The following is a 23691-nucleotide window of genomic DNA, read 5'->3' on the forward strand; positions in this document are numbered from 1 at the left end:
AGTGGGAATAGTTAGGGGTTGAGGATAATGTACATTGATGACAGCAGCATATGACTGGAATCAAGGTTTCCAGTTAACGAAATTCTTATACAGCCGCAAGCCGGCCGAGGCGCTTTTTTCCGGGTGAAACTGAGTCGCGAAAATATTGTCGCGCGCCACAGCGCAGGCAAATGCAGCGCCATAATTGGTCTGTCCGACGGTGTCAGTTGCTACGGCAGGCTGGGCATAATAACTGTGCACGAAATAAAAATAACTGTCGTCGGCAATGCCGTCCCACAACGCATGCGACCGCGCCTGGCTGACTCGATTCCAGCCCATCTGTGGCACCTTGAAGCGCGAGCCATCTTGCTGCAACTGGCCTTCCAATTGAAAACGCACTACCTTGCCGGGCAACAATCCGAGGCCGGGAGTGTCGCCCTCTTCGCTGCTGTCGAACAACATTTGCTCGCCGACGCACACGCCAAATAGCGGCTTGCTGCGCGCCGCTTCTAGCAGCGCCTCTTGCAAACCGGATTCGCGCAGGCAGCGCATGCAGTCCGGCATTGCGCCCTGACCAGGCAGGACGATCCGGTCGGCCGCGCGCAAATCGGCGACTGCGCCGGAGATGCGCACATCCGCTTCGGGAGCAACATGGCGCAAGGCCTGCGCCACCGAGCGCAAATTGCCCATGCCGTAATCCACCACAACGATTTTATTCATATTTTATAGGTTCGACAATTCAGGTGCCAACCGGATCAATGCACTCGGCGGCAAGCGTTTACAGGCTGCCTTTGGTCGATGGAATAGTACCTGCTGCGCGCGCGTCAAGTTCGGTTGCCATGCGCAATGCGCGCCCGAAAGCCTTGAACACCGTCTCGCACTGGTGATGCGCATTGTCGCCGCGCAAGTTGTCGATATGCATCGACACCAGCGCATGGTTGACGAAGCCCTGGAAGAATTCGTGCACCAGATCGACATCGAAAGCGCCGATCATCGCACGGGTAAACGGCACGTGAAATTCCAGCCCGGGGCGTCCCGAAAAATCGATCACCACCCGCGACAGCGCTTCGTCCAGCGGCACATAGGCGTGACCGTAACGGCGAATGCCTTTCTTGTCGCCGATGGCCTTGGCAAATGCCTGGCCGAGCGTAATGCCGACATCTTCCACCGTGTGATGGGCGTCGATGTACAAGTCTCCGTGGGCTTCGATATCCAGGTCGATCAGACCGTGGCGAGCGATCTGGTCCAGCATGTGGTCCAGAAAAGGCACGCCGGTCGCAAGTTTCTGCGCACCGCTGCCGTCCAGATTGATGGCGACGCGAATCTGCGTCTCGTTGGTATTGCGAGTGACTTCTGCAATGCGCGGGGTGGACATGTTCATTGGGCTGCCAAAGTTACGTTGCTAGCGATGCTTTCAGGGCATCGAGGAATTGCTTGTTTTCTTCCGGCGTGCCGACAGTCACCCGCAGGCAGTTTTTCAGTAATGGATGCATTTTACCGACATTTTTGATTAACACCTTGCGCTCCAACAGCCGGGCAAACACATTCTGCGCATCGATGTACTCGGATTGCACCCGAATCAGCAAAAAGTTCGCGGCCGAAGGAAACACCACGATCTCCGGCAACGCCGCCAAAGCGTCGGCCAGTCGCCCTCGCTCGTCGCGCACCGCCTGCGCCTGCGCCTCCAGCACATCGGTATGATCCAGCACGAACTGCGCGGCGGCTTCGCTCAACACATTCACATTGTAGGGCGGGCGCACCTTGTCGAATTCCTGCAACAAGGCTTGGCTGGCCGCCATATAACCCAGACGGATGCCAGCCAGTCCGAGTTTGGAGACGGTGCGCATCACCACCAAATTATCGAATTCCGCCAGTCGCGGCATCCAGCTCGAAGGCGCAAACGGCTGATAAGCTTCATCCGAGACCACGATTCCGGTGTCGCCGACAGCGCGAATAATCTGTTCCATGTCGTCGGCGTTGTATAAGGTGCCGGTTGGGTTGTTCGGATATGCCAGATAGACAATCGCCGGTTGGTGTTCGGCGATGGCGCGCAGCATGGCGGCTGTATCCAGCGTGAAATCAGGCTTTAACGGTACGCCGACGAATTCCAGCCCGGCAAATTGGGCCGACATTGCATACATCACGAAGCCGGGCATCGGCGCCAGCACCTTGGCGCCCGGCTTGGCGCAGGCCAGCGAAATAATCGCAATCAGTTCATCCGAACCATTGCCCAGCACCACGTCGAAACCGGCCGGCACGCCAAACTGGGCGCAGATTTTGGCCTTCAGCGCGGCGTAGGATGGCACCGGATAACGGTTCAGCGCGACTTCGGCCAAGCGCCGGGCCAGTTCCTGGCGCAATGGTTGCGGCAAAGTGTAGGGATTTTCCATCGCATCAAGCTTCACAAAACCGCTGGAATCAGGGACGTGGTAAGCCGATAACGCGCGGATGTCGGGACGGATGATGTTTTCGATCAGGGACATGGAGATGGTTGCTATTGGTTATCGAATGCAAGTTCGTCTTGCACAGAATAAAAGGAATCAAAGGGAAAATCTGTTTGCCTGGCGACTATGCGCGTGCCTTTTTTGCGACCTTTTTGGCCTTTTTTAATCTCAGTGAGCTTGGTGCGCACCGGCTCTGTTGGCTGGTTGCGTTGGGGTATTAACCGCGCCTCTGGTGCTGCCAGTCGCTTTTCGATTATCGCGCAATACTCCGGATTCAACTCAAAACCGGCGAAGTTCCGGCCGCAGCGTCGCGCCGCCACCGCGGTGGTGCCGCTGCCCATGAACGGATCGAGCACCACGCCGTCGGGCGGGCAAGACGCCCTGATGATGCGTTCAACGATTTCCAGCGGCTTCTGGGTCGGATGGTCGGACCGTTCCGGATGCTCGCGATGCAGGCGCGACACACTCCATAAATCCTTCGGGTTATAACCCAGCTCCAGCCACTTGGCGCCGACGAAAATCGAGCGCGAACGGGCTTTCTTGGTTTCGGCGTCATACGGAATGCGAATTGCGTCGAGATCGAAGTAATAGCCTTTTTGCATCACGAAAAAACCGATGGTGTCATGCACCGAAGTAAAACTGCGGGTGCTGCCGCCCATTGACGGCACCCGGCGATCCCAGATGATTTCATTGACCATCGTCATGCGCTGTTTCAGCATCACGAAAATTTCCGGCGCATTGCGCCAGGTCAAAAACAGATATAGGCTGCCGTTGGCCTTCAGCTTGGGCAACGCCGCATCGATCCATTGCGTGCTCCAGGCCAGATAACCGGCGGCGTCAAGCTTGTCGGAATCGTTGCCGTAATCCTTGCCCAAGCCATACGGCGGATCGGCCACGATCAGGTCGATCGAACCATCCGGAATCCGCGCCAATCCTGTCAGCGCGTCTTCACAATACACCTTATTGCGCCACGGATTCACTGCAACCGTCCTCGCAAGAAAAACATACTAGAACTTGTATTTTTAAATACGCACTGAATATATGCGGAAAATACACATTTTATGCGCATACCCCCAACAAAATTCCAGGGCGCGTGGATTGACAAGAGTTTATGCGCAAGCAATTTGGCGCTGTTCATTGCAGCCGATATTCGGCGCTGCGGGCGTGCGCCTGCAAACCTTCGCCATACGCCAGTTCCGCTGCGATCCGGCCCAGCGTTTGCGCCCCGGCTTCGGATACCTCGATCATGCTGGAGCGCTTCTGGAAGTCGTACACGCCCAGCGGCGACGAAAAGCGCGCAGTGCGCGAAGTCGGCAAGACGTGGTTCGGTCCGGCACAGTAGTCGCCCAGCGCTTCGGACGAAAAGCGGCCGAGAAACATCGCGCCGGCATGGCGCACCTGATCGGCCCATTGCTGCGGATTTTCGGTGGAAATTTCCAGATGTTCGGCGGCGATCATGTTGGCGATCGCGCAAGCTTCATTCATGTCGCGCACCTTGACCAGCGCGCCGCGCTGAGTCAGCGAAGTGGAAATTACGTCCTTGCGCGGCATCTGATCCAGCAATTTGTTAATGCTGGCTTCAACCTGGTCGAGATAAGCAGCGTCCGGGCAAAGCAGGATCGATTGCGCCAGTTCATCGTGCTCGGCTTGCGAAAACAGGTCCATTGCGATCCAGTCGGGATCGGTGCTGCCGTCGCACATGATCAAAATCTCCGAGGGACCGGCGATCATGTCGATGCCGACCGTACCGAACACGCGGCGCTTGGCCGCCGCCACATACGCGTTGCCGGGGCCGACGATCTTGTCGACTTGCGGAATGGTCGCGGTGCCATACGCCAGCGCGGCGACCGCTTGCGCGCCGCCGATGGTGAATACGCGGTCGACGCCGGCGATTGCCGCCGCCGCCAGCACCAGCGGATTTTTTACGCCGTCCGGCGTGGGCACCACCATGATGATTTCCTGCACGCCGGCAACCTTGGCCGGAATCGCGTTCATCAGTACCGACGATGGATAGGCCGCCTTGCCGCCCGGCACATAAATGCCGACCCGGTCCAGCGGCGTGACTTTTTGCCCCAGCACGGTGCCGTCAGGCTCGGTGTAGCTGAAACCGTCGGAGCCGATTTCCTGTTTTTGGCGCAGATGATAGGCGCGCACCCGGTCAGCGGCAGTCTGCAAAGCGCTGCGGCGTTCCGGCGCGAGGCCGTCCAGCGCAGCCTGCAACTCGGCCGGCGCAATTTCCAGCGCAGCCATGCTGTCAGCGCTGGCAACATTCAGCCGGTCGAAGCGCTGCGTGTATTCCAGCACGGCGGCGTCGCCGCGCAGTTTGACGTCAGCCAGGATGGCGGCGACCGCGTGCTCGATCGCTGCGTCTGCGCTGGCGTCGAACGCCAGCACCGCGCTTAAGTGCGCCTTGAAGTCGGCGCTGGAACTGTCTAGTCGTCGGATTTTGATCGCCATGGTTTACCTTGCGTGTTCTCGATTATCGCTGCCATAAAATAATTTATGCAGGAGTATGCCTAAAAACAGTGCAATTTTCGCATATATACATTGTGGTATTAAAACATACCAAATGCAGTATGTTACTTTCTCACACTACCAACAGCGCTCACGCCATTTTAAGCGAAGCCGCTTCAAATGCATCCAGAATCGGCTGCAGCGCTTCCCGCTTCATTTTCAGTGCCGCCTGGTTGACCACCAGCCGCGATGAAATTTCCATGATGTGTTCGACTTCAACCAGATTATTGGCGCGCAGCGTGTTGCCGGTGCTGACCAAATCGACAATCGCGTCCGATAGTCCGATCAGCGGCGCCAGTTCCATCGAACCGTACAGCTTGATCATGTCGACATGCACACCCTTGGCAGCGAAATGTTCGCGGGCGATTTGCACGTATTTGCTCGCCACGCGCAACCGCGCGCCCTGCCGCACTGCGCTGGCGTAATCGAAGCCAGCCTGCACCGCCACCGACATCCGGCAATGGGCGATATTCAGGTCGATCGGCTGATACAGCCCTTCGCCGCCATGCTCGATCAGTACATCCTTGCCGGCCACGCCGAAATCGGCAGCGCCGTACTGGACATAGGTCGGCACGTCCGACGCCCGCACGATGATGACGCGCAAGTTTGGATTGGTGGTAGCCAGAATCAGCTTGCGCGAGGTTTCCGGATTTTCGGTCACGGTGATGCCGGCAGCTTCCAGCAATGGCAGCGTTTCGTCGAAAATACGGCCTTTGGACAGCGCCAGCGTCAGTTGTTGCATATTTTGCATTATTGCACCCGTTTGATATCGGCACCCACCGCCGACAGTTTGACTTCCATCCGGTCGTAACCCCGATCCAGATGATAGATGCGCTCGATCAGAGTTTCGCCCTGCGCTGCCAACCCGGCAATTACCAGCGAAGCCGAAGCGCGCAAGTCGGTCGCCATCACTGGCGCGCCGATCAGTTGCTCGACCCCATGCACAATCGCGGTATGGCCTTCGGTATCGATCTTCGCGCCGAGCCGTTTAAGCTCTTGCACATGCATGAAACGATTTTCGAAAATCGTTTCCGTGACGTGACTGGCGCCGCTGGCGATGGCATTCAGCGCCATGAACTGGGCTTGCATGTCGGTCGGGAAGCCCGGATATTCGGTGGTGCGAAAACTCACCGCCTTCGGGCGCGACGCCATCTGCACCCGCACCCAGCCGCTGCCCGAGGTCAGGATCACACCGGTTTCGCGCAATTTGTCGAGCACCGCATCAAGGATGTCGCTGCGGGTGTTTTGCAGCGTCACGTCGCCGCCCACCGCCGCCACTGCACACAGGAAAGTGCCGGTTTCGATGCGGTCGGCGATGATGGTATGCGCAGCGCCGTGCAGCGCTGACACACCCTGAATCAGCAGCCGGTCGGAGCCGATGCCATCGATCCTGGCGCCCATGGCGACCAGCAGGTTGGCCAAATCGGTGACTTCCGGTTCGCGCGCGGCATTTTCCAGCACCGTTTCGCCGTCGGCCAGAGTGGCTGCCATCAGCAGGTTTTCGGTGCCGGTGACGGTGATCATGTCGGTCACGATGCGCGCGCCCTTGAGCCGCTTGGCTTTGGCGTGAATGTAACCGGCCTCGATCGTGATTTCCGCACCCATCGCCTGCAAGCCCTTGATGTGCTGCTCGACCGGGCGCGAACCAATCGCGCAACCGCCCGGCAGCGACACCTTGGCTTCGCCGAAACGCGCCAGCAACGGACCCAGCACCAGAATCGAGGCGCGCATGGTCTTGACCAACTCGTAGGGCGCCTCCAGCTTGTCAATCGCATTGCCTTGCAGTGTGCAATGTTCACCCTCCTGCTCGATATGCAAACCGATCTGACGCAGCAGGCGCAACATGGTCGAGACATCCTGCAACTGCGGCAAGTTCGATAGCACGACCGGATCGGCCGTCAGCAAACCGGCGCACAGAATAGGCAGGGCGGCGTTCTTGGCGCCGGAGATGGTGATTTCGCCGGACAGCCGGCGGCCGCCAGTGATGCGCAGTTTATCCATGCTGGGCGAATTCTTCCGGAGTCAGGGTTTTCATCGACAGCGCATGAATTTCTTCGCGCATGCGTTCGCCCAGCGCCGCATAGACGATCTGGTGCCGTGCGATCGGACGCTTGCCGGCAAATGCCTCCGACACGATGAGCGCGCTGAAATGCTGGCCGTCGCCCTCCACTTCGAGATGGCTGCAGGCCAGGCCTGCGGCGATATAGGTTTTAATCAGTTCTGGTGTAGTCGACACGATTTTATCTTTCCTGGTAAACGCTAATAAGGGCTGATAGAGGCTAATGGATAATGTTTGATTTCAATGAAATTAGTGGCGCAGCTTGTAACCGTGCTTTAACATCTGGACCGCAAAAACAGCCAGGATGATGGAAAATCCGGCCACAATCGCGAAACTGAGCAGCGGATTGACGTCAGACTGGCCGAAGAATCCATAGCGGAAGCCGTCAATCATATAAAAGAATGGATTGGCATGCGAGACCGCCTGCCAAAAAGGCGGCAGCGAATGGATCGAATAAAACACTCCCGACAAGAAGGTGGCCGGCATGATCAAAAAATTCTGGAAGGCGGCCAGCTGATCGAATTTTTCCGCCCAGATGCCGGCAATCAAACCCATCGTGCCCAGCATGAATGAACCCAGCACCGCAAAGATCACGATCCACCACGGCGCCATGAAGCTGACTTCGGTAAATAATGCGGTGACGATGAAAACCCCGGCGCCCACCACCAGCCCGCGCACCACCGAAGCCAGCACATAACCGGAAAATAGCTCCCAGTGCGACAACGGCGCCAGCAGCACGAACACCAGGTTGCCGGTGATCTTCGACTGGATCAGCGAAGACGATGCATTCGCGAACGCATTCTGCAACACGCTCATCATCACCAGACCCGGCACCAGGAAAGCGGTATAACCCACGCCAGGATAAACCTGCACCCGATTTTCCAGCACATGTCCGAAGATCAGTAAATATAGCAAAGACGTGATGACAGGCGCTGCCACTGTCTGGGAAGCGACCTTCCAGAAACGCAGCACTTCCTTGTAAAACAGGGTTTGAAAGCCTTTCGGCAGGGAGAACAGGTTCATCGCAACAGTTCTCCATCCATGATTTGCAGAAACACGTCTTCCAGATCGGCCTGTTGCAATTGCATTGCTTCGATCACCGCGCCGCTTTCGCGCAGCACAGCCAGAATCGGCTCGACTTCGGCGTAATCATTAATCCGCAACGGATAGACGTTATTAGCATGCAATTTTTTGGATTCCACCAGCAACGGCCGCAACGCCGGCGGCAGCACGCTATTGCGCAAATGCAATACCAGCAGCGAACCCGAAATGCGCTTGATCAGCGCATCCGTGGTGTCGAGCGCCACCACCTTGCCGTTCTTGAGCATCGCAATCCGGTTGCACAGCGCCTGCGCCTCTTCCAGGTAATGGGTGGTCAGCACCACGGTGTGGCCTTCGCGGTTCAGGCGCTCGATGAATTTCCACAGGGTCTGGCGCAACTCGACATCGACGCCGGCAGTCGGCTCGTCCAGCACAATCACCGGCGGCTTGTGCACCAGCGCCTGCGCCACCAGCACGCGCCGCTTCATGCCGCCGGAAAGCGCGCGCATGTTGACATCGGCCTTGTCGGTCAGGTCGAGATTGTCCATCACCTCGTCGATCCATTTATCGTTATTCGACAAGCCGAAATAGCCGGATTGCAGGCGCAAGGTTTCGCGCACGCTGAAAAACGGATCGAACACCAGTTCCTGCGGCACCACGCCAAGTTGCTTGCGCGCAGAGCGGAAATCGGTGGCGACGTCAAAGCCTTGCACCGTAACGCGGCCGGCGTCAAGCCGGGTCAGACCGGCAATGATCGAAATCAGCGTGGTCTTGCCGGCGCCATTGGGGCCGAGCAAGCCGAAAAACTCGCCTTCCTCGATCGATAGCGAAACGCCGCCCAGCGCCTGCAGCGATTTGTAGCGTTTTTCGACTTGGGTTATCTGAATGGCAGCCATAGTGGCGCGATAGGCACTTTACGCAAAAAATGAGTCGGAATGCATCGGGATTGTTACCAATCCTTGACGGCAAAGCTGTTGATTATAGGAGATTTGGAAGCTTTGGGAGATTTCAGGCGTTCGAGGCAGGCAACGGCAATGGCGCCAGCCTGAAGATCAGCGATGGAGTGGATGCGCGCCGGCTCCAACCGGCAACAAGTCATCGACGTCATACAGCGCAATCAGGCTGCGCAGATTGGCCGGCAGGTTCTCAAATGTGAGCGCCAGCTTGCGCGCCTTGGCGGCGCGCTGCCAAGCCAGCAGCACGGCAACCGCCGACGAATCGACCGTCGTTACCGCGGCCATATCGATTACCGATTGTTGCTGCGCCAGCGCCTGCAAGCCCTGCTCCAGCACGGCAGTGGCGTTATTAAAGGTCAGCGATTGAGCGGGCCGGAACAGCGGCAAGACTGCCGGCATCAGGAAGATTTTGCTGTTTTCGCGACGTCGTCTGCCAGCCGCTTGTTCTTGTCGGACAACACCTTGATCAAGCCATCGATGCCGGACTTGCTGATTTCAGCCGAAAAACTGCCCTTGTAGGTTTGTACCAGCCACGCGCCCAGCACATTGATGTCATAAATTTTCCAACCGGCGGCTGATTTCTGCAGGCGATAATTCAGCTGGATCGGCTCGCCGCGCGATTGCACTACCTGCGAGCGCACTTGCACTTCGGTGTCGGTGGCGGCGGCGCGGAATGGCTTGAAATCAAGCTTTTGATCCTTGATCTGCGCAATCGCCCCCGAATAGGTGTAGATCAGCAGGCTGCGAAATTCAGCGGTCAATTGTTTTTGCTGCTCCGGCGTGGCTTCGCGCCAGTAACGCCCTGCTGCCAGCGAAGTCATGCGCTGGAAATCGACGTACGGCAGGATTTTCTCTTCTACCAGTTGCAGCACCCGTTTCTGGTTGCCGCCCTGGATTTGGCGGTCGGCTTTGGCGATGTCCAGCACTTCCTGGCTGATGCGCTTGACTAGCGCATCGGGCGCCTCTTCCGCCGCCTGGGCGGTAACGCCGAATGCCAGCGTAACAAGGGCGAACACGGCAACAATAAATTTATTCAGGATTTTCATATTTTTAAAAATTAGTTAGAACAGCAGACATGCTGTAATTCCGTAATTGCAATAATTCGACTATTGAAATATTGCGAGGTTCCCCGGAGCAGCAGCAAGGCCGCCGCATCCGACAAGGTTAATAGCCGTCATCATCTTTGCTGCGGCCATCCTGCACCAGGCTTTCGCGCCGCTGCAGATAGGCGTCGCGGGTAAATGCATATTTATCCAGCGCGGCATCCTCGATCAGGGACGAAGCGCCCAGCAGCGCCGCACGCTGGTCGACCAGCCGCACGCCGGTACCGATATTGCGTACATTGACCGGGTCCTTGTAGCTCCACAGGTCGGCTGAAAAATCGACCGGGAACGCTGCCGTGTCGCGCGCGGTGGAAGCGCCAAACACCGGCAACACCACGTACGGCCCCGACTTCATGCCCCAGACGCCCAGGGTCTGGCCAAAGTCTTCCTTGTGCTTGGTCAAGCCCGCTTCGGAACCGATATCGAGCACGCCCAGGAATCCCATCGTGCTGTTGAGCGCAACGCGCATGATGTCGCTCATGCCATTTTCCAGCTTGCCTTGCAGCAAATTGTTGACTGCAGTCCATACGTCACCGATATTGCCAAAGAAGTTGCCGACCCCGGTCTGCACAAACGATGGCAGCACATCCCGATATACGGTCGCCGCCGGCTTCAAAACCACCTGATCGAGCTTGTCGTTGAAGCCGAACATGGCCCGGTTGTAGCTTTCGAGCGGGTCCTGGGGATGGCTGCCGGTGGCGCAGCCGGTCATTGCCAGTGTCAATCCCATTACTACGCCGAGCACCGCTTTTCGATGTGTTATTTTCATTTTTCGCCCTCTTTTCCGTCTGCCACCTTGCTGAACAGGAACTGACTGATCAGGTTTTCCAGCACCACCGCGGATTGCGTCATGACGATTCTGTCGCCGGCGGCCAGGTTATTGGTGTCGCCGCCCGCTTCCAGGCCAATATACTGCTCGCCCAACAAGCCGGAGGTCAGGATTTTGGCCGAAGAATCCTTCGGAAACTGATAGCGCTGTTCCAGGTCCAGCGTCACCTGCGCCTGGAAAGTCTTGTCATCGAAACGGATCGCGCCTACCCGCCCGACCACTACGCCGGCGCTTTTGACCGGCGCGCGCGGCTTCAGGCCGCCGATGTTGTCGAAGCGGGTCACGACCGGATAGGTTTTATCAAAGGAAAGCGCGCTACTCATATTGCCCACTTTCAGAGACAGGAACATCAGCGCCGCCGCACCCAGCAATACGAACAGGCCAACCCAGATATCGAATGATTTTCGCTGCATGAAAGACTGCCTTTTTCCGCCGTTTAACCCAAAAATAATGGGGGTATATTAAAAAATACGGTGAGTACCGCATATAAATAAAGCGATATTAAAAATACTTTAATAGGTATATCTACATCGTCAGGACTGTGCGTCTACTTGTTGAACATCAGCGCCGTCATCACGAAATCGAGCCACAACACCAGCAAAGAAGATACCACTACCGTGCGGGTGGTGGCGCGCGCCACGCCTTCCGGCGTCGGCTGCGCTTCATAGCCTTGATACAGCGCAACGAAGGTCGCGGCAATGCCGAACACCACGCTTTTCAGCACGCCGTTGGCGATATCGTTCCAGACATCCACTCCAGCCTGCATTTGCGACCAAAATGCGCCTTCATCGACGCCGATCAAGGGTACGCCAACAAAATATCCGCCCAATACGCCCAGCGCGCTGAACAACGCCGCCAGGATCGGCATCGCGATGATGCCGGCCCAGAAGCGCGGCGCAATCACGCGCTGCATCGGATCGACTGCCATCATTTCCATCGCCGACAATTGCTCGCCGGCCTTCATCAAGCCGATTTCCGCGGTCAGCGAAGTGCCGGCGCGGCCGGCAAACAGCAGCGCGGTCACGACCGGCCCCAGTTCGCGCGTTAAGGACAGCGCCACCAGCAAGCCCAGCGATTGCTCGGAACCATAGCTATTGAGCGTGTAATAGCCTTGCAAACCCAGCACGAAACCGACAAACAGGCCCGATACCGAAATAATCACCAGCGAATAATTACCGATGAAGTGAATCTGATCAGTTATCAGGCGCGGCCGCCGCCACAGGCCGCTTGATGCCCGCAAAATCGCCAAGAATGCGCTAGCTACATAACCCAGATCGGCCAGCAAGGTACGCGTGCCTGCGCCCAGCGCCGCCAACCAACGCAGCATCATGAGCGCGCCTCCAGTCCCAGATCCGCCGCCAGCGTGCGGCCCGGATAATGGAACGGCACCGGACCATCGGCCCGGGCATGGATGAACTGTTCCACATACGGGTCGGTGGATGCCTGCAACTCGGCCGGCGTGCCTTCGGCGACGATTTTCCCTTGCGACAGAAAATAGATGTAATCGGCAATCGCAAACGACTCATGCACATCGTGCGAAACCAGAATAGAGGTCGAGCCGAGCGCATCGTTCAGACGCCGGATCAGGTTCGCGATCACGCCCATCGAAATCGGGTCCAGCCCGGCGAACGGCTCGTCATACATGATCAGTTGCGGGTCCAGCGCAATCGCGCGCGCCACCGCGACCCGCCGCGCCATGCCGCCGGAAATCTCGGCCGGCTTCATTTGCGCCGCATTGCGTAGTCCCACCGCGTGCAGCTTCATCAGCACCAGATCGCGGATCATCGCTTCGCAGAGGTCGGTATGTTCGCGCAGCGGGAAAGCGACATTTTCGAACGCGGTCAAATCGGTAAATAGCGCGCCATGCTGAAACAGCATCCCCATCTTGCGCCGCAGCGCATACAAGCCCCTGGCATCGAGCGCTTGCACCGGCTGCCCGTCCACCTGCACCGAGCCGGACTGGGCCCGGATCTGGCCGCCGATCAAACGCAGCACGGTAGTCTTGCCGGAGCCGGAACCGCCCATCACGGCCACCACCTTGCCGCGCGGAAAGCGCATGTTCAAGCCGTTCAGGATACGGCGCTCGCCATATGCAAAACTGAGGTTGTCGATTGCGACCAAGGGAGAGGCGTCTGAGGGCACGTTTGCGTTTATCAACAAGGATTGCGAAAAGCGCCATTATAAATGGAATGTTGCACTGCAGCTTGATTAGCCCGAGATGGTTGTGCGGTATGGTCCGCTGCACCGGCGCCTGCGGCGCACGGATGGCTGGCTGCCAGCGTGTGCAACAGCGCATCGTACAGACTCTGCAATATTGTCAAAAACCATGGGGTATGTGAAAAAACAGTATCTTTTCCGCATATATATTATGCGTATATAAAAAATACTATGATTAGTATAAATAATATAAAAAATCTGCCGCAGCGTCCGCTGCGGCAGATTTCTGGATCGACTTCAGGTTGCCGTCCGCCACGGCCCGGATTGCTGGGCTCCGTGTGATTCGCAGTCGGTCAGGATCGGCAGCGGTGTTACTGTGCCGTGGTATCGGATGGATAGACGCGCACCAGCGCGATGCGGGTGCCGCTCATCTTCTGGACCACAATCTCGAACTGTTCGAAGATGATTTTTTGACCTTCTTTCGGAATGTCGCCCAGCTTCACCATGATCAAGCCGCCCACCGAATCGGCGCCTTCCAGATCGAATTCTTCATTCTCGATATCGATGCCCAGGATGCGTTCCAGCGTAAAAATCGACAGGCTGCCCTTGCCGACCAGTGTGCCGTCGTCGAGCCGGGTCCAGTCGTTTTCGGTTTGCCTGAATTCGTCGCGGATATTGCCCACCAGCGCGCCCAGCAGATTGTCCAGTGTCAGAAAGCCCTGCGGATTACTGCCTTTTTCACCGACGATGACAAAGTGCGGAGCGCCGGTGCGGAAGCGCCGGAACAGTTCCAGCGCCGGCATGTGCGGCGGCACCTGTTGCACCGGGCGCAGATAGTCGCGCCAATTGTCGATCGAATCGCCCTCCTGCTGCGCCAGAAACAAATCCTTCAAATGGATCATGCCCAGCACGTGTGCGCCGTCGAAATAGGGATAACGGCTGAAGCGGTTGCGCGCCACCGTTTGCATGTTTTCCTGCAGCGATTTGGACTGCTCCAGCGCGGCGACTTCATGAATCGGGCGCATCAGGTCCGACACCTTGAGCTCGCTGAAATCGAGCGTTTGCGCCATCACATTCCATTCGTCATGGCTGAATTTTCCAGCCGGATGGCTGCTGCGCAAAATCAGCTTGAGTTCCTCCTTGGAATAGTGCGCATCGTGCGCGCTGGTATTGCCCAGGCCGGCCATCCGCAGCACCCAGTTGGCGCTGGCATTCAGGACCCAAATTGCCGGATACATCAGCCAGTAAAAACCGTACAGCGGCAGCGCACTCCACAAGCCGATCTTGTCGGGGCTGCGGATCGCCATCGATTTCGGCACCAGTTCGCCGACCACGATATGCAAAAATGAGATCACGAAGAAGGCGAACGCGAACGAGATGCTGTGGATGACCTCCGGTGAGGTGACGCCTGCCAAACCGAATAAAGGCTTCAGCAAGCTGGCAAACGCAGGTTCGCCGATCCAGCCCAAACCGAGCGACGCCAGCGTAATGCCGAGCTGGCAAGCAGACAGATAAGCATCGAGCTGGGTATGCACTTTGGCGAGAATCCGTCCAGGCAATCCATTTTTTTGGGCAATGGCGCGAATGCGCGTCTGCCGCAGTTTGACCAGGCTGAATTCCGCCGCCACAAAAACACCATTGAGCGCGACCAGAAGCAATGCAACAACTATGAGGAGAATATTTTCCATGAGAAGGATTTTTGTCACTAAGGCGACTACTATACATGCGCGCCGCGGGTGTCTGCACCAGATACGGCCGTTAGCAACAGGATCGAATTATTCCGGAAACTTCAGATGAACAAGCTGCAAGATTCCCCTCTTATCGAGACTCCGATGGACATATCCACAATCGCACTCTTCGTGCCAGCCTGCTTCGCGCTCAACATGGCGCCGGGTCCCAACAATTTGCTCTCGCTGAGTAACGCCACCCGCTATGGTTTTCGCCCATCGTGTGCCGCAGGGCTGGGCCGCTTGCTGGCGTTTGTCGGCATGCTCACGCTGACTTCGGCTGGTCTGGCCGCCGTGCTCCACGCCTCAGAACTTATTTTCTACGGCATCAAGATCGTGGGCGCTGCCTATCTGTTCTATCTGGCCGTCCAGCTTTGGCGTGCCAACCCAAGTCCGCAAGTCGAAGCGGCCACGCCCCGCGTCGGTTTGCTGCCTCTGGCCCGGCAAGAGTTTCTGGTGGCTGCCGGCAATCCAAAGGCAATCCTGATATTTACCGCGTTCTTGCCGCAATTCATCAATCCAGCACAACCGGTCACACCGCAGTTCGCGCTGCTGGGCGCATTGTTCCTGGCGCTGGAGTCGATAGCAATTGCCGCCTACGCATACATGGGATTACATATGCGGCGCTGGTTTGCCCGGCCGCGCGGCCAGCGCATCTTCAACCGGTGCTGCTCTGTCTTGTTGGCGGGCGCTGGTTTTGGGTTGCTGGCATCGCGCCGCGCCTGATGGCAAAACGGACGCACCGCACTAATTGAGGGGTGATCTTTGGATAAGGCGATCTTTGGATATTCGCGGGTGATCCATTGCAGAATTCACCTCACAAAATCAAGGTTTTCAGGATCAGGCCGAGCACCGCGCATGCGGCGATGACGTGAATGACATTGCGCTTGAAGCGGAACAGCGCGACGGCGGCAGCCACTGCAATCAATGCCGATACCCAATCAAATGTTGCGCCAAAGCCTTGGGGCCAGAGCACGTGGTAGCCGAAGAACAGCGCCAGATTCAGGATCACGCCCACCACCGCAGCGGTGATCGCGGTCAGCGGCGCGGTGAACTTCAAGTCACCGTGGGTAGCTTCGACCAGCGGCCCGCCCGCCAGGATGAACAGGAACGACGGCAGGAAGGTGAACCACGTCACCACTGAAGCCGCGACGGCACCGGCCAGAAACAGACTGTCCGGCCCGAACAGGGCTTTCACGTAGCCTCCCACGAAGCCGACGAAGGCCACCACCATGATCAGCGGCCCCGGCGTAGTTTCACCCAGCGCCAGGCCGTCGATCATCTGCGGTGCCGTCAGCCAGCCGTAGTGCCCGACTGCGCCCTGATAGACATAAGGCAGCACCGCATAAGCGCCGCCAAACGTCAGCAAGGCCGCCTTGGTGAAGAACCAGCCCATTTGCGTCAAGGCGTGTTCCCAGCCGTAGATCGCCGTCAACAAGCCCATCGGAATCGCCCATAACAGAGCGCCGACGCCGCCGATCCGGAGCAAGCCGAACCAACTGAATCGCGCATGCCCGGGAGTCGGCGTGTCGTCATCGATCAGCGCCGGGCCAAACGACGCGTCGGCCTTGCCATGACCGCCGCCCACCTTGAATGTGTCTGGCGCGATCCGGCCGCCGATGGCGCCGATCAGGGCCGCAGCTGCGACGATGGCGGGGAATGGCAGGTTCAGCGCAAAAATCGCCACGAAGGAGGCGGCGGCAATAGCCCATAGCGTATTGTTTTTCAGCGCCCGCGCGCCGATCCGGTGGGCCGCCTGCAGCACGATAGCGGTAACCGCAGGCTTGATGCCGTAGAACAGGCCCGTCACCAGCGGCAGATTGCCAAAGGCGATATACACCCAGGACAGCGCAATCAGGATCAATAACGAAGGCAGCACGAACAGCGCGCCGGCCACGATACCGCCCCATGTGCGGTGCATCAGCCAGCCGATGTAGATTGCCAGTTGCTGCGCCTCCGGGCCGGGCAAGACCATGCAGTAGTTCAGCGCATGCAGGAAACGCCGTTCCGAAATCCAGCGCCGGTTTTCGACCAGCTCCTGATGCATGATGGAAATCTGCCCGGCAGGCCCGCCAAAGCTGATGAAGCCCAGCTTGAGCCAAAAAGCAAAGGCTTCCCGAAAGCTTACCGGAGATGGTCTGGATTCGGCGCCCTCGACCGGGAGCGCTGCTGGCTTGTTCATTGCGCGGGAACTCCTTTTTCAAAGGCCACCTGCGAGCCGTGGTACGCACATGGTCCAACAGGTGCGCGTTGGCCGGGTCTTTTTTCCCAGCCTGGAATACGTCCCTGGCGCATGCGTCAAGCAATCCGGCCATCGACCGCATCGCGAATAAAAAACAACGGAGTATGCCAAAAAACATGGCACTTTCCGCATATATAATATGCGGTAAATAAAAATACGCACAGCAGTATAAAAAAATCTGCCGGATTGCCTGATCCGACAGATTTTTTTGCGTAGCAGCAGGATGGGTGAAACCCATCATGATCGACCGCCAAATGCGATGGGTTTCACCCATCCTGCATGCTGCCATATCGGCGACCTGTTACCTCGGCAGTACCGAAACCCCCATCAGGAATTCATCCACTGCGCGCGCGCATTGGCGGCCTTCGCGGATCGCCCACACCACCAGCGATTGGCCGCGCCGCATGTCGCCGGCGGCGAATACCTTGGCGGCCGAAGTTTTATAGCAACCGTCGCCTTCGGTGGTGGCGCGGGCGTTGCCGCGCACATCTTTCTCGACTCCGAAAGCATCCAATACCTGCTGCACCGGCGACACGAATCCCATCGCCAGCAATACCAGATCAGCCTTCATCGAAAATTCGGAATCCGGCACTTCGACCATTTTGCCGTCTTGCCATTCGACCCGGCAAGCGACCAGTTTTTCAACTTTGCCGTTCTTGCCTTCGAGGCGCTTGGTGGCGACCGCCCAATCGCGCTCACAACCTTCGTCGTGCGAAGATGAAGTGCGCAGCTTGGTTGGCCAGTACGGCCACACCATCGGTTTGTTTTCCTGTTCTGGCGGCTGCGGCATCAGTTCAAACTGGGCCACGTCGGCGGCGCCTTGCCGGTTCGAGGTGCCGACGCAATCGGAGCCGGTATCGCCGCCGCCGATCACCACCACATGCTTGCCGGTCGCCTTGATCTGGTCTTTCTGCTTGTCGCCGGCATTCACCTTGTTTTGCAGCGGCAGGAAATCCATCGCAAAATGCACGCCTTTGAGCTCGCGCCCCGGCACCGGCAGATCGCGCGGTTGCTCGGCACCGCCGGCGATGATGACGGCGTCGAAATCTTTTGCCAACTGCTCGGGCGTGATGGTTTCAGTGGCCCAGTTATTGACGTTTTTCGGGAAATCCTTGCCGACGAAAACGCTGGTGCGGAAGGTCACGCCTTCGGCTTCCATTTGCGCGACGCGACGGTCGATCTGCGATTTTTCCAGTTTGAAGTCAGGAATGCCGTAGCGCAGCAAGCCGCCGACGCGGTCGCTCTTCTCGAACACCGTCACCGCATGGCCGACCCGCGCCAATTGTTGCGCCGCCGCCATACCGGCCGGACCGGAGCCGACGACCGCGACGTTTTTGCCGGTCTTGAAAGCGGATGGCTGCGGTACTACCCAGCCGTTTTCCCAACCCTTGTCGATGATGAAATGTTCAATCGACTTGATGCCAACCGCCGTGTCATTGATATTCAGCGTGCAAGCCGATTCGCAAGGCGCCGGGCAGATGCGGCCGGTGAATTCGGGGAAGTTGTTGGTTGACAACAAGGTTTCCAGCGCCGCCTGGTAATTGCCGCGATACACCAGGTCGTTCCAGTCCGGGATCACATTGTTGACCGGGCAGCCGTTGGAGCAAAACGGAATGCCGCAATCCATGCAGCGCGCACCCTGAGTCTTGGCGTCGGCGTCCGACAGATGCAGCACGAACTCTTTGTAATTCTTGAGCCGCGCTGGTGCTGGCAAATATGTTTCTTCCTGTCGCCTGAATTCCATGAAACCGGTTATCTTGCCCATTTCTACCCCTTTATCTGATCTGACCAGCGCCCTGCGAAACACAGGGCTGGCATCGCAAACCGGATTTCCCGGCCTGCACTACTTAATTGCGTAAGCTTTATTTATGCAACGACTACCGGCAACGATTCCAGCTTGGCGGCCTCTGCCTGGTCTGCCTTTGCCGCATGCATTTCACCCAGAGCGCGCTTGTATTCGGTCGGGAAGACCTTGACGAACTTGCTGCGGGTATCGGCCCAGTTGTCGAGCATGTTGCGGGCCCGCGTGCTGCCGGTATATTTGAAATGGCGCTCGATCAAGCCTTTCAGAATCGCTTCATCGGCCAATTTTTCGCCATCGCGTTCCAGCGCATGCCACAGGCTGCGATCCACAATTACCGCTTGCTCGGCTGCCGGCAAAATCTTTTCCAGCGTGACCATGGCTTGATTGCATTTGCAGGCGAAGTCGCCCTCTGGATCGAACACGTATGCAATCCCGCCCGACATGCCGGCCGCAAAGTTGCGCCCGGTGGCACCCAACACCACCACGGTGCCGCCGGTCATGTATTCGCAACCGTGGTCGCCGGTACCTTCCACCACCGTAGTGGCACCGGAGTTGCGCACCGCGAAACGCTCGCCGGCTACGCCGCTGAAGAAGGCTTCACCCGCGATGGCGCCGTACAACACGGTGTTGCCGATAATGATGTTGTCAACTGCGCGGCCGCGGAACTCGGTGTTCGGACGCACGATAATGCGCCCGCCCGACAGGCCTTTGCCGACGTAATCGTTGCCGCCGCCCACCAAATCGAGCGTGATACCGTGCGCCAGGAACGCGCCGACGGACTGGCCGGCGGTGCCTTGCAACTGAATGTGGATGGTGTCGTCCGGCAAACCGGCATGGCCGTAACGCTGCGCCACTTCGCCCGACAGCATGGTGCCTACGGTGCGGTTGACGTTCTTGACCGGCGAGATGAAGGAAACTTTTTCGCCGGTTTCCAGCCCGACTCTGGCTTGCGCAATCAATTTGTGATCGAGTGCTTTTTCCAGCCCGTGATCTTGCATTTCGGCATGCTTGATCGGCATATCGGCGGCGACTTCAGGCTGGTAGAAAATCCGCGAGAAATCGAGGCCCTTTGCCTTCCAATGCGAAATCGCCTTGGATTTATCCAGCAAGTCGGCGCGGCCGATCAGTTCATCGTAAGTCCGTATCCCGAGTTGCGCCATGATCTGGCGCGCTTCTTCGGCCACGAAGAAGAAATAATTGACCACGTATTCCGGCTTGCCGGAGAATTTGGCGCGCAGTACCGGATCTTGCGTGGCAACCCCAACCGGGCAGGTATTGAGGTGGCATTTGCGCATCATGATGCAGCCTTCTACCACCAGCGGTGCAGTGGCAAAACCGATTTCATCGGCACCCAGCATGGCGGCGATGGCGACGTCGCGGCCGGTCTTCATCTGGCCGTCAGCCTGGACCCGAACCCGGCCGCGCAAACCGTTCAACACCAGAGTTTGCTGGGTTTCCGACAAGCCCAATTCCCACGGCGTGCCGGTATGCTTGATCGAAGACAAGGGCGAAGCGCCGGTGCCGCCATCGTGGCCGGCAATTACTAAATGGTCGGCTTTCGCCTTGGAAACACCCGCCGCAATCGTACCAACCCCGACTTCGGACACCAGCTTGACCGATATCGAAGCGCGCGGATTGGCGTTTTTCAAATCGTGAATCAATTGCGCCAAGTCTTCAATCGAGTAAATATCATGGTGCGGCGGCGGTGAAATCAAGCCCACGCCGGGTACCGAGAAACGCAGCTTGGCGATGTACTCGGAAACCTTGCCGCCCGGTAGTTGACCGCCCTCACCTGGCTTTGCGCCTTGCGCCATCTTGATCTGAATCTGGTCAGCAGAATTCAAATACGCCGCAGTCACGCCAAAACGACCGGAAGCGACTTGCTTGATGCGCGAGCGCAGCGAATCGCCGGCCATCAAGGGAATATCCGCCACCACCTGCTCGGCACCGAGAATCGAGGCCATCGTTTCGCCCTGCTTGATCGGGATGCCTTTCAATTCCTGGGTGTAACGCTGCGGATCTTCACCGCCTTCGCCAGTGTTCGATTTGCCGCCGATGCGGTTCATCGCCACTGCCAGCGTTGCGTGCGCCTCGGTTGAGATCGAACCCAGCGACATCGCGCCGGTAGCGAAACGCTTGACGATTTCCTTGGCCGATTCAACCTGATCCAACGGGATCGCCTTGGCCGGATCAATCTTGAACTCGAACAAGCCGCGCAAAGTCATGTGACGTTTCGACTGCTCGTTGACGATCTGCGCGTATTCCTTGTAGCTGTTGAAATTGTTGGAGCGGGTCGAATGCTGCAGTTTCGCAATCGCGTCAGGAGTCCACATGTGCTCTTCGCCACGGATGCGGAACGCATATTCGCCACCGGCGTCGAGCGCGTTTGCCAGCACCGGATCGTTGCCAAAAGCTTGCTGATGCAAGCGCAAAGCTTCTTCGGCCACCTCGAACACGCCGATACCTTCGACATTCGACGACGTGCCTTTGAAGTATTTATCCACCAGCGATTTATTCAGGCCAATAACCTCGAAAATCTGCGCCCCGCAATACGACATGTAAGTAGAGATGCCCATCTTCGACATCACCTTCAGCAAGCCCTTGCCGACGCCCTTGGTGTAGTTATAAATAGCTGTGTCTGCAGACAAATCGCCTGCCAAGCCGGGCGCCATGCCAGCCAGCGTTTGCATCGCCAGATAAGGATGCACCGCTTCCGCGCCGTAACCTGCCAGCAGCGCGAAATGATGCGTCTCGCGGGCCGAACCGGTTTCCACCACCAAGCCGGTCGAAGCGCGCAAGCCCTTTTTCACCAGGTGCAAATGCACTGCCGAAGTAGCCAGCAACGCGGGAATCGCGACTTCATTTGCGTCCATCTTGCGATCCGACACGATCAGGATATTGTGGCCGGACTTGACCGCATCGACCGCCTCGGCGCACAGCGAAGCCAAGCGCGCCTCGATGCCCTCACTACCCCACGCGACCGGATAGCAGATATTGAGCTCATACGATTTGAACTTGCCGCCGGTATGCGCGCTGATGTTGCGCAGATTGGTCATATCGGCGAAATTAAGTATCGGCTGCGCCACTTCCAGCCGCATCGGCGGGTTAACGTTATTAGTGTCGAGCAGGTTCGGTTTAGGGCCGATGAAAGACACCAGCGACATCACCATCGCTTCGCGGATCGGATCAATCGGCGGATTAGTGACCTGCGCAAACAATTGCTTGAAATAGTTGTACAGAGGTTTGAGCTTGTTCGACATCACCGCCAGCGGCGAATCATTGCCCATCGAACCGATAGCTTCTTCACCATTGGTAGCCATTGGCGACATCAGGAATTTGATGTCTTCCTGGGTGTAGCCAAACGCTTGCTGAAGGTCCAGCAGCGTGGCTGCCTTTTCCCCGTTTTCCGGCTCTATAGCAGCGGCCTTGACCTTGAGATCGCCCAACTTGATGCGCACTGATTTGACCCAAGCCTTGTATGGCTTGGCATTGGCGTAGGTATTCTTGAGTTCCTGGTCATCGATGATGCGGCCCGCTTCGAGGTCGATCAAGAACATTTTGCCCGGCTGCAGACGCCATTTCTGGATGATTTTCGATTCCGCAATCGGCAACACGCCGGATTCGGACGCCATCACCACGAAATCGTCGTCGGTCACGATATAACGCGCCGGACGCAAGCCATTGCGATCCAGCGTGCCGCCGATGTGGCGACCGTCGGTGAAAGCCATCGCAGCCGGACCGTCCCACGGCTCCATCATTGCTGCATGGTATTCGTAAAAAGCGCGCCGGTTATCGTCCATCTGGGCGTGGTTTTCCCATGCTTCAGGGATCATCATCATCATCGCCTGCGCGATCGGATAACCGGCCATCACCAGCAATTCCAGCGCATTGTCGAAAGTCGCCGTATCGGACTGGCCTTCGTAAATCAGCGGGAACAGTTTCTGCAAATCATCGCCCAACACCGCCGACTTCATCACCCCTTCGCGCGCGCGCATCCAGTTGAAATTGCCTTTGACCGTATTAATTTCACCGTTATGGGCAATCAAACGATATGGATGGGCCAGCGGCCATTCCGGGAAAGTATTAGTTGAGAAACGCTGATGCACCAGCGCCAGCGCGGAAATGCAGCGTGGGTCCTGCAGATCACGGTAATACTGTCCAACCTGATCGGCCAGCAGCAAGCCCTTGTAGACAATAGTGCGGGCCGACATCGACGCCACGAAGTATTCCTGTCCATGCAGCAGATTGAGTGCCTGAATCGCATGCGAGGCTGATTTTCGAATCACATACAGCTTGCGTTCAAGCGCATCGGTGACCATGATATCGGGGCCGCGCCCAACGAAAATCTGGCGAATGAAAGGTTCTTTCTTGCGCACCGTCGGCGACATCGGCATATCGGCATCGACCGGCACATCGCGCCAACCCAGCACGATTTGGCCCTCGGTACGTGCCGCGCGCTCCAACTCTTGTTCACAAGCCATGCGTGACGCATGTTCTTTCGGCAGAAACACCATGCCCACGCCGTATTCGCCGGGCGGTGGCAAGGTCACGCCCTGCTGCGCCATCTCTTCGCGATAAAACTGATCGGGAATCTGAATCAGGATACCGGCGCCATCGCCCATCAGCTTATCGGCGCCGACTGCGCCCCGATGATCCAGATTTTTCAGGATCAGCAAACCCTGCTCGATCACGGAATGCGATTTGACGCCTTTGATATGGGCAATAAAACCGACGCCGCAGGCGTCATGTTCATTGGATGGATCGTACATACCTTGTGCGCGCATAGCCGTTCTCCACTGCTTGATGAGTTTGAAAGCGAAGAATAGTGCAGCGCAA

Annotated in this window: 21 protein-coding genes; 1 reads left to right on the forward strand and 20 read right to left on the reverse strand. The window is 57.7% G+C overall.

The genetic code is table 11. From position 1 onward, the window contains the following. Window positions 1-60 precede the first annotated feature (60 nt). The 17 genes from hisH to KGFNPO_RS14045 form a co-directional block, all read right to left on the reverse strand. A complete protein-coding gene (hisH, locus tag KGFNPO_RS13965) occupies window positions 61-699 on the reverse strand; it encodes an imidazole glycerol phosphate synthase subunit HisH (protein WP_472631842.1) in 639 nt (212 codons plus the stop codon). 58 nt (window positions 700-757) lie between these two features. Then, entirely contained in the window at window positions 758-1354 is a 597-nt protein-coding gene (hisB, locus tag KGFNPO_RS13970; RefSeq protein ID WP_472634490.1) for an imidazoleglycerol-phosphate dehydratase HisB, read from the reverse strand. Between the two features lie 19 nt (window positions 1355-1373). Continuing rightward, a complete protein-coding gene (gene hisC, locus KGFNPO_RS13975; protein WP_472631843.1) occupies window positions 1374-2462 on the reverse strand; it encodes a histidinol-phosphate transaminase in 1089 nt (362 codons plus the stop codon). 11 nt (window positions 2463-2473) lie between these two features. After that, on the reverse strand, window positions 2474-3403 hold the full coding sequence (locus KGFNPO_RS13980) for a DNA-methyltransferase (RefSeq protein WP_472631844.1): 930 nt from the start codon (window positions 3401-3403) through the stop codon (window positions 2474-2476). Window positions 3404-3557: 154 nt separating this feature from the next. After that, window positions 3558-4880 carry a histidinol dehydrogenase gene (gene hisD, locus KGFNPO_RS13985; RefSeq protein WP_472631845.1) on the reverse strand — a complete coding sequence of 441 codons (1323 nt, stop codon included), beginning with the start codon at window positions 4878-4880 and terminating at the stop codon, window positions 3558-3560. A gap of 148 nt (window positions 4881-5028) precedes the next feature. After that, window positions 5029-5679 carry an ATP phosphoribosyltransferase gene (gene hisG, locus KGFNPO_RS13990; RefSeq protein ID WP_472615863.1) on the reverse strand — a complete coding sequence of 217 codons (651 nt, stop codon included), beginning with the start codon at window positions 5677-5679 and terminating at the stop codon, window positions 5029-5031. A gap of 8 nt (window positions 5680-5687) precedes the next feature. After that, window positions 5688-6938: a UDP-N-acetylglucosamine 1-carboxyvinyltransferase gene (gene murA, locus KGFNPO_RS13995; RefSeq protein WP_472631846.1), complete on the reverse strand. Its 1251-nt coding sequence runs from the start codon at window positions 6936-6938 to the stop codon at window positions 5688-5690. Next, window positions 6931-7173: a BolA family protein gene (locus KGFNPO_RS14000; protein WP_472613554.1), complete on the reverse strand. Its 243-nt coding sequence runs from the start codon at window positions 7171-7173 to the stop codon at window positions 6931-6933. The genes murA and KGFNPO_RS14000 overlap by 8 nt, the downstream gene beginning before the upstream one ends. Window positions 7174-7245: 72 nt before the next feature. Then, window positions 7246-8019, reverse strand: coding sequence for an ABC transporter permease (locus tag KGFNPO_RS14005; RefSeq protein WP_472631847.1), 774 nt, complete (start codon window positions 8017-8019; stop codon window positions 7246-7248). Continuing rightward, window positions 8016-8933: an ABC transporter ATP-binding protein gene (locus tag KGFNPO_RS14010; protein ID WP_472631848.1), complete on the reverse strand. Its 918-nt coding sequence runs from the start codon at window positions 8931-8933 to the stop codon at window positions 8016-8018. Before KGFNPO_RS14010 ends, KGFNPO_RS14005 begins: the two co-directional genes overlap by 4 nt. Before the next feature lie 156 nt (window positions 8934-9089). Next, the gene (locus KGFNPO_RS14015; protein WP_472634491.1) at window positions 9090-9374 is read right to left on the reverse strand and encodes an STAS domain-containing protein; all 285 of its coding nucleotides are present in this window, start codon (window positions 9372-9374) and stop codon (window positions 9090-9092) included. Between the two features lie 17 nt (window positions 9375-9391). Beyond that, on the reverse strand, window positions 9392-10039 hold the full coding sequence (locus KGFNPO_RS14020; protein ID WP_472631849.1) for an MlaC/ttg2D family ABC transporter substrate-binding protein: 648 nt from the start codon (window positions 10037-10039) through the stop codon (window positions 9392-9394). Between the two features lie 118 nt (window positions 10040-10157). After that, on the reverse strand, window positions 10158-10865 hold the full coding sequence (locus KGFNPO_RS14025) for an MlaA family lipoprotein (protein WP_472631850.1): 708 nt from the start codon (window positions 10863-10865) through the stop codon (window positions 10158-10160). Next, window positions 10862-11338, reverse strand: a complete 477-nt coding sequence (mlaD, locus tag KGFNPO_RS14030; protein WP_472631851.1) for an outer membrane lipid asymmetry maintenance protein MlaD — start codon at window positions 11336-11338, stop codon at window positions 10862-10864. The genes KGFNPO_RS14025 and mlaD overlap by 4 nt, the downstream gene beginning before the upstream one ends. A gap of 134 nt (window positions 11339-11472) precedes the next feature. Beyond that, window positions 11473-12255, reverse strand: a complete 783-nt coding sequence (gene mlaE, locus KGFNPO_RS14035) for a lipid asymmetry maintenance ABC transporter permease subunit MlaE (protein WP_472631852.1) — start codon at window positions 12253-12255, stop codon at window positions 11473-11475. Continuing rightward, a complete protein-coding gene (locus tag KGFNPO_RS14040) occupies window positions 12252-13046 on the reverse strand; it encodes an ABC transporter ATP-binding protein (RefSeq protein WP_472631853.1) in 795 nt (264 codons plus the stop codon). The genes mlaE and KGFNPO_RS14040 overlap by 4 nt, the downstream gene beginning before the upstream one ends. 407 nt (window positions 13047-13453) lie before the next feature. Further along, window positions 13454-14770, reverse strand: coding sequence for a hemolysin family protein (locus KGFNPO_RS14045; RefSeq protein ID WP_472631854.1), 1317 nt, complete (start codon window positions 14768-14770; stop codon window positions 13454-13456). A 144-nt stretch (window positions 14771-14914) separates the two neighbouring features. Here KGFNPO_RS14045 and KGFNPO_RS14050 point away from each other — a divergent pair, with 144 nt between their 5' ends. Next, window positions 14915-15535 carry a LysE family translocator gene (locus tag KGFNPO_RS14050; RefSeq protein ID WP_472631855.1) on the forward strand — a complete coding sequence of 207 codons (621 nt, stop codon included), beginning with the start codon at window positions 14915-14917 and terminating at the stop codon, window positions 15533-15535. A gap of 91 nt (window positions 15536-15626) precedes the next feature. On the opposite strand, the gene chrA is transcribed toward KGFNPO_RS14050, so the two are convergent. The 3 genes from chrA to KGFNPO_RS14065 all read right to left on the reverse strand — a co-directional run bounded on the left by chrA (window position 15627) and on the right by KGFNPO_RS14065 (window position 23639). After that, on the reverse strand, window positions 15627-16991 hold the full coding sequence (chrA, locus tag KGFNPO_RS14055; RefSeq protein WP_472631856.1) for a chromate efflux transporter: 1365 nt from the start codon (window positions 16989-16991) through the stop codon (window positions 15627-15629). 361 nt (window positions 16992-17352) lie between these two features. Continuing rightward, the gene (locus KGFNPO_RS14060; RefSeq protein ID WP_472631857.1) at window positions 17353-18816 is read right to left on the reverse strand and encodes a glutamate synthase subunit beta; all 1464 of its coding nucleotides are present in this window, start codon (window positions 18814-18816) and stop codon (window positions 17353-17355) included. Window positions 18817-18917: 101 nt separating this feature from the next. Further along, complete coding sequence (locus tag KGFNPO_RS14065) at window positions 18918-23639, reverse strand: glutamate synthase-related protein (protein ID WP_472631858.1); 4722 nt, start codon at window positions 23637-23639, stop codon at window positions 18918-18920. Between the last annotated feature and the right edge of the window lie 52 nt (window positions 23640-23691).

It is taken from the genome of Gelidimonas diazotrophica (genome assembly GCF_055694025.1).